This window comes from Streptomyces carpinensis (assembly GCF_002154505.1).
Taxonomy (GTDB): Bacteria; Actinomycetota; Actinomycetes; order Streptomycetales; family Streptomycetaceae; genus Streptomyces; species Streptomyces carpinensis.
The window spans coordinates 1-5,841 of sequence record NZ_MUBM01000312.1 but is presented as its reverse complement, the minus strand read 5'-3'; the positions used below and the strand labels follow the sequence as shown (position 1 = coordinate 5,841).

The window sequence follows — 5,841 nt, the reverse complement described above, 5'->3', positions numbered from 1 at the left end:
CCCCGGTCGCGGTCGCCAGCAGCGCACCGACGGCCCCCGCCCCGGCGCCCCACACGGCACCCAGCAGCAGGGCCGTGCCCAGGCGCCCGTGCAGCTCGACGCCCGCGCCGAACGCGTCGAGGCCGAGCACGGACAGCGAGGCGTTCACGGACACCTCCGTCAGCCAGGCGAGCAGCGGAAGCACCGCCGCGGTGACCAGCCCCAGCCGCAGCGCGCACCGCCCCACGAACCCAAGGGCACCCCGTCCCCGTACCGTCCCGGCCCGGGCGCCCTCCAGCACCGGCGTCCGCACCGCGGTCAGCACCCCCGCCAGCAGCATCATCAGCGCCGCCGCCACTCCCAGCAGCCAGACCCGTCCGTCCAGGTCGGCCAGCCGCGCCAGGGTGACCGGCCGGTCGGAGTGGGCGACCAGCAGCTGGTCCAGCGGTTCCGGCAGCAATTTGGCGAGCTCGCCCGTCGCCCTGCCGTCCCAGGGGACGAAGAGCCCGATCGGAACGCCGAGCCAGACGCCGTTGGGCGCGCCGAGCAGCGCGGCCCCCGCGATGCGCCGGGGATGCGGGTCGCCCACCGCCGCGTACCCCGCGGCGGCCACACCCGCCACCACCGCCGTCAGCAGCACGGTGACGAGGGCGGACACGGCCGGCCGCACCACCCGGTGCACGGCGGTCCAGCCGCGTGGCAGCGGGGTCCGGCGCGAGGCGAGCAGCGAGATCAGCAGGACCCCGGCCGACCACGCGAGCCCGCCGAGCAGCGTGGGTGCCGTGTCGACACGGAAGCCGACGGCCGCCTTGGCGTCGATGAGCTTGCCGACGTTGTCGGGAAGGAGGCCGCCCAGGTCGCCGAGCCCCGGGATGCGCAGGCCGCCCGACCCTCCGCCGCCTCCGCCGCCGGGCAGCCGGTCGAGGCCCAGCGAGGCGCCGTCGATCGTGACGACGTCGTGCCCGGCCCAGGCCAGTCCGCCCAGCATCGCCACGAACAGCGCCGTCACCGCCCCCGCACGGGCGAGGAGTTCGGCCGGGGCGATGACAACTCCGGCCGCGCGCAGGGACCGTAGGAAGAACCACGACAGCAGCAGCGCCCCGACCAGGCCCACGCCCAGTGGCGTGATCTGGATGGCGGTGTGCGCCGTCGCTCCCTTGAGACCGAAGGCGGACACGTCGCCGGACGGTGTGACCGAACCACCGGCGCCAAGTGCCACCGCCGCGGCGGTCATCGGACCGAGCGAGCCGGCAGCGTCCGCCCCCAGCAGGTGCAGACCGAGCGCGGCGGTGGCCGCCATGCCCGTCAACGCCCAGCTCACACAGGCGATCGCGGACAGCAGCACGTTCGGCCACGGCACACGCGCGGCCCGTCCGGCGATCCCGGCTTTCGTGGCGGCCTTCGTGGCAGCGCTCATGGCAGACCCCCCGATCCGCGGCACGGCGTGGCCGCCGCGCTTGTCCCCCTCGCGTGGAATACCACTCTCCGGCCGGGTTTCAACCCCGTCAACGCCACCCGCCGAAGCGTGCGTTACGCACTCATGACAAGGCCCGGGTTTCGGTCAGAGGGCGGAGCCTGAAATAGTTCCCCACGATGTTCGACATCCCTAGACTCCCTGTGACGGGGGCAATTCGGGGGACAACTCAGTGGGGCATGGAGTGCCGGAACTCGTACTGGAAACCAATGGACGGACCTGGACGCTCGACCCGTCCAGGCCTTACACCCTGGGACGCGATCCGCAGGGAGACATCGCCTTCGACGACGCCAGGGTCTCCTGGCGGCACGCGACGGTCAGCTTCAACGGCCGCAGTTGGGTCATCGAGGACCACGGCAGCACCAACGGCACGTTCCTGCAGGGTCAGCGGATCCACCAGATGGAGATCGGCCCCGGCTCGGCCGTCCACCTCGGCAACGCCACCGACGGACCGCGGCTGACCGTCTCGGCCGCCGCTGCCGCCGTCTCCACGCCGCAGGTCCAGCCCCAGCCGTACGCCGCGCAGGGCGCGAACCCGGGCTGGGACCAGCAGACTCCGCAGCCGCCCGCCGCCCAGGCCGGCTGGCAGCAGCAGGCGCCGTCGATTCCGCAGCAGCAGGGACCCGGTGGTGGCGCGGGGGCGCCGCCGGTCTACGGCGACCGCAGCCCCACCACGTTCCACCAGTTCTCCCTCGGCCGTGTGATGCGCATCGGCCGTGCGCTGGAGAACGACCTGGTCGTCTCCGACCTCCAGGTCTCCCGTCACCACGCGGAGTTCCACGCCACGCCCGACGGCCGCTTCGAGATCCGCGACCTCGGCTCGCACAACGGCACGTACGTCAACGGCCAGCCGATCACCAAGGGCGGTTCGGCGGTGCTCGGCCCCACCGACATCGTCGGCGTCGGCCACTCGACGTTCCGCATCGTCGGCGACCGGCTGGAGGAGTTCGTCGACACCGGTGAGGTGTCCTTCTCCGCCCGTCATCTGACCGTCACGGTCGACGGCGGCAAGCAGATCCTCAAGGACGTCTCCTTCGGTGTCCCGGAGAAGTCGCTGATCGCGGTCATCGGCCCCTCCGGCTCCGGCAAGTCCACCCTGCTCAAGGCGCTCACCGGCTACCGGCCCGCCGACCAGGGCGAAGTCCTCTACGACAACCGGAACCTGTACAAGCAGTTCGCCGAACTGCGCCAGCGCATCGGCCTGGTCCCGCAGGACGACATCCTGCACAAGGAGCTGACGGTAAAGAAGGCCCTGAAGTACGCGGCCAAGCTGCGCTTCCCGGCCGACACCACGGCCGCCGAGCGCGAGGCCCGCATCGACGAGGTGCTGCGCGAACTCAAGCTGGACATCCACAAGGAGAAGAAGGTCACCTCCCTCTCCGGCGGCCAGCGCAAACGTGTCTCGGTGGCCCTCGAACTGCTCACCAAGCCGTCGCTGATCTTCCTGGACGAGCCGACCAGCGGCCTCGACCCGGGCATGGACCGCGATGTGATGCAGCTGCTGCGCGGCCTGGCCGACGACGGCCGCACCGTCCTCGTCGTCACCCACTCCGTGGCGGAGCTGGCGCTGTGCGACAAGCTGCTCGTGATGGCGCCGGGCGGCGCCGTCGCCTACTTCGGGCCGCCCGAGGAGGCGCTGAACTTCTTCGGCTACGACAGCTGGGCCGACGTCTTCTCCGCCTTCGAGAACTACCGCGACTACGACTGGGCGGGCCGCTGGAAGGGCTCGCAGCACTACCAGATGTACGCCGCGGACATCGACGCCGTCGCCCCGCAGTCCGTACACATGCCTCCGCCGCAGGCCATAAGGCCGCCCAAGCCGCAGGGCTGGGGCTCGCAGCTGCTGACCCTGATCCGGCGGTACGTGGCGGTGATCGCCTCCGACAAGGGCTTCCTGGCGCTGACCGTGATCCTGCCGGCGGTGCTCGGCGCGGTCAGCCTGCTCATCGACCACAACCGGGGGCTGCTGGTCAACCCGGTCAACCCGAGGACGGGTGTGCACGTCCCGAACGGCACGGCCACCACGGTGCTGCTGATCCTCGCGGTCGGGGCGTGCTTCGCGGGCGCCGCTAACTCCGTCCGTGAGCTGATCAAGGAACGGGTCATCTACGAGCGGGAGCGCGCGACCGGTCTGTCCCGCTCGGCGTATCTGATGTCCAAGGTCGTCGTGCTGGGCGCCGTCACGGTGCTGCAGGGCCTGATGGTCGGCCTGATCGGTTTCTCCAGCCGCGAGATCCCCGAACAGGGTCTGATCCTGGGCAATGCGACGCTGTTCGAGCTGTGCCTGCCGATCATGGCGCTCGGCTTCAGCTCGATGATGTTCGGCCTGGTCATCTCCTCGCTGGTGAAGACCGCCGAGAAGACGATGCCGCTGCTGGTGATGTTCGCGATCATCCAGGTGGTGTTCACCGGCTGCCTGTTCACGCTGCACGGCACGGTCGGCGTCAACGAGTTCTCGTACCTGATGCCCTCGCGCTGGGCGGTGGCCGCGGCCGGCGCCACGCTCGACTTCAACAACATCGCGCCGGACACCGACGACCCGACCAGCACCGACCCGCTGTGGAACCACGAGGCCTCGGTCTGGGGCATCGACATGGTCGCGCTGATCGTCCTCGGGGTCGTCTGCGGCTTCCTGGTGGCGCGCTTCCTGCGCCGTCACGAGCCCGAGGTCATGCGCAAGTGACACAGACCGCGGAGGTCGTGCGCACGCGTCGGCCGTCGTGACGCGCGAACAGTGAAGGGCGGCACCCCCACACCGGGATGCCGCCCTTTTCGCGTTCTCGTCAGAGGCCCGCGCCGACCCCCGAGGTCAGTACGCGCTGTTGACGTTGTCCATGGTCCCGTACCGGTGCGCCGCGTAGTTGCAGGCGGCCGTGATGTTGGCGACCGGGTCGTAGATGTTCCACGAGGTGCCGGGTACGTGGTACGTGCGGAAGGTCGGGTCGATGACCTGGAGCAGACCCTTGGACGGGATGCCGTTCTGGGCGTTGATGTCCCAGTTGTTGATGGCCATCGGGTTGCCCGAGGACTCCCGCATGATGTTGCGGTGCAGGCCGCTGTAGGAGCCGGGGATGTTGTGCTGCTTCATGATCGACAGCGACTGCCGGATCCAGCCGTCGAGGTTGTTGCCGTAGGTGGTGGCGGCGGCGACCGTCTGCATCTGCGGGCGCTGCGCGGACCGGCTCGCGGCCTTGGCCTGGCGGGCGGCCTCGGCCTTGTGCTTGGCGGCGGCCTCGGCCCTCTGCTTGGCGGCGGCCTTGAAGGCGGCCTGCTTCTTGGCCTCGATGGCCTGGATCTTCACGCTGTTGCCGGCGAGCTGGTCGGTGACGCTGGCCTTGACGTCCTTGATGGGCTGGGAGCCCACCTGGACCGGAGCGGAGGAGACGGCGTCGGCGGAGACGGCCGTGTGGGCGTCGCCGGGGATGACGGCGACGGGGACGGCGACGGCGGCGGCGGTGAGGGTGGCGGCACCGGCGACGGCGACCTTCTGGACCTTGGTCAGCGCACGACCGTGGCGGACGATCTCCTGGGCCTTGGTCAGCGCACGACCGTCGCGGACGATCTCCTGTGCCTTGGTCAGGGCGCGACCGTCTCGGAGGAACTCCTGCGTCTTGACCAGGGCGCGACTATGGCGGAGAGAACGGAAGTTTGCGGGCATGGCGAAATGGACCTCTTCGAGTAGCGCGGAGGTCGCTCTCCGGACTGCGGGAGGGGGTCCTTCCCGCGCAAACGCCTCGGGCGGAAACCCGCGGCGTTGAGCGACGAGAGCAATTCTTAGCGGCCGCAAAATGCTGGGGCAAAGATGTGACGTACGAAGCCCGGTAGTGGATCAGGAACAGACAAAACGGGACAGACAGGGATGTCTGTCCCGTTCGCCGGGGGTGTTCTGTCTCCTATGACCGTTCGTACGTGATGTGCGCCCTATGCGCGTCCTCACATCGGGGCAACGGCTTTCTCACCGATAGTTGCCACCGCAACGCTCTGGGTGAGCGGTCTCCTCCGGCAGGATGAGGTGCACGTCGCCGAACTCGTGCCAGAGGTAGCGCCCGCGCAGAGCCTCCTCGTAACTCCGGTGGATCGCCGCGCGCCCGGCGACCGCCTCCAGCATCAGCAGATGCGAGGCCTCCGGCTCGTGCAGCCCGGTCAGCAGCCCGTCCACGACCCGCACCCCGCGCTCGGGCGTCACCACCAGCCCGGTCCACCCCGTCGCCGCCCGGACCACCCCGTCGGGCCCGGCCGCGCTCTCCACGGCCCGCACCGCCGTCGTCCCCACCGCGATCACCCGGCCGCCGCCCACCCGTGCGGCGTTGATCAGCCGGGCCGACGCCCGCGGCACCGAGAACCGCTCCGGATACGGCGGCTCGTGCGCCTCGGCCGAGGCCACACCC

General features: G+C 70.5%; 4 protein-coding genes. 1 reads left to right on the top strand and 3 read right to left on the bottom strand.

All coding sequences use genetic code 11. The features are described from left to right. Positions 1-1,396, bottom strand: a 1,396-nt coding sequence (locus tag BZY54_RS35515; protein WP_086729437.1) for a streptophobe family protein, incomplete at its 3' end; no start/stop codon positions are given. A gap of 241 nt (positions 1,397-1,637) precedes the next feature. Here BZY54_RS35515 and BZY54_RS35510 point away from each other — a divergent pair. After that, a complete protein-coding gene (locus BZY54_RS35510) occupies positions 1,638-4,136 on the top strand; it encodes an ABC transporter ATP-binding protein/permease (protein ID WP_086729436.1) in 2,499 nt (832 codons plus the stop codon). A gap of 126 nt (positions 4,137-4,262) precedes the next feature. Here BZY54_RS35510 and BZY54_RS35505 read toward each other — a convergent pair whose 3' ends face one another. Both BZY54_RS35505 and BZY54_RS35500 read right to left on the bottom strand, forming a co-directional pair. Then, positions 4,263-5,111 carry a transglycosylase SLT domain-containing protein gene (locus BZY54_RS35505; RefSeq protein ID WP_086729435.1) on the bottom strand — a complete coding sequence of 283 codons (849 nt, stop codon included), beginning with the start codon at positions 5,109-5,111 and terminating at the stop codon, positions 4,263-4,265. A 297-nt stretch (positions 5,112-5,408) separates the two neighbouring features. Continuing rightward, a partial coding sequence (locus BZY54_RS35500; RefSeq protein WP_143668187.1) for an S-adenosylmethionine:tRNA ribosyltransferase-isomerase occupies positions 5,409-5,841 on the bottom strand: 433 nt, incomplete at its 5' end.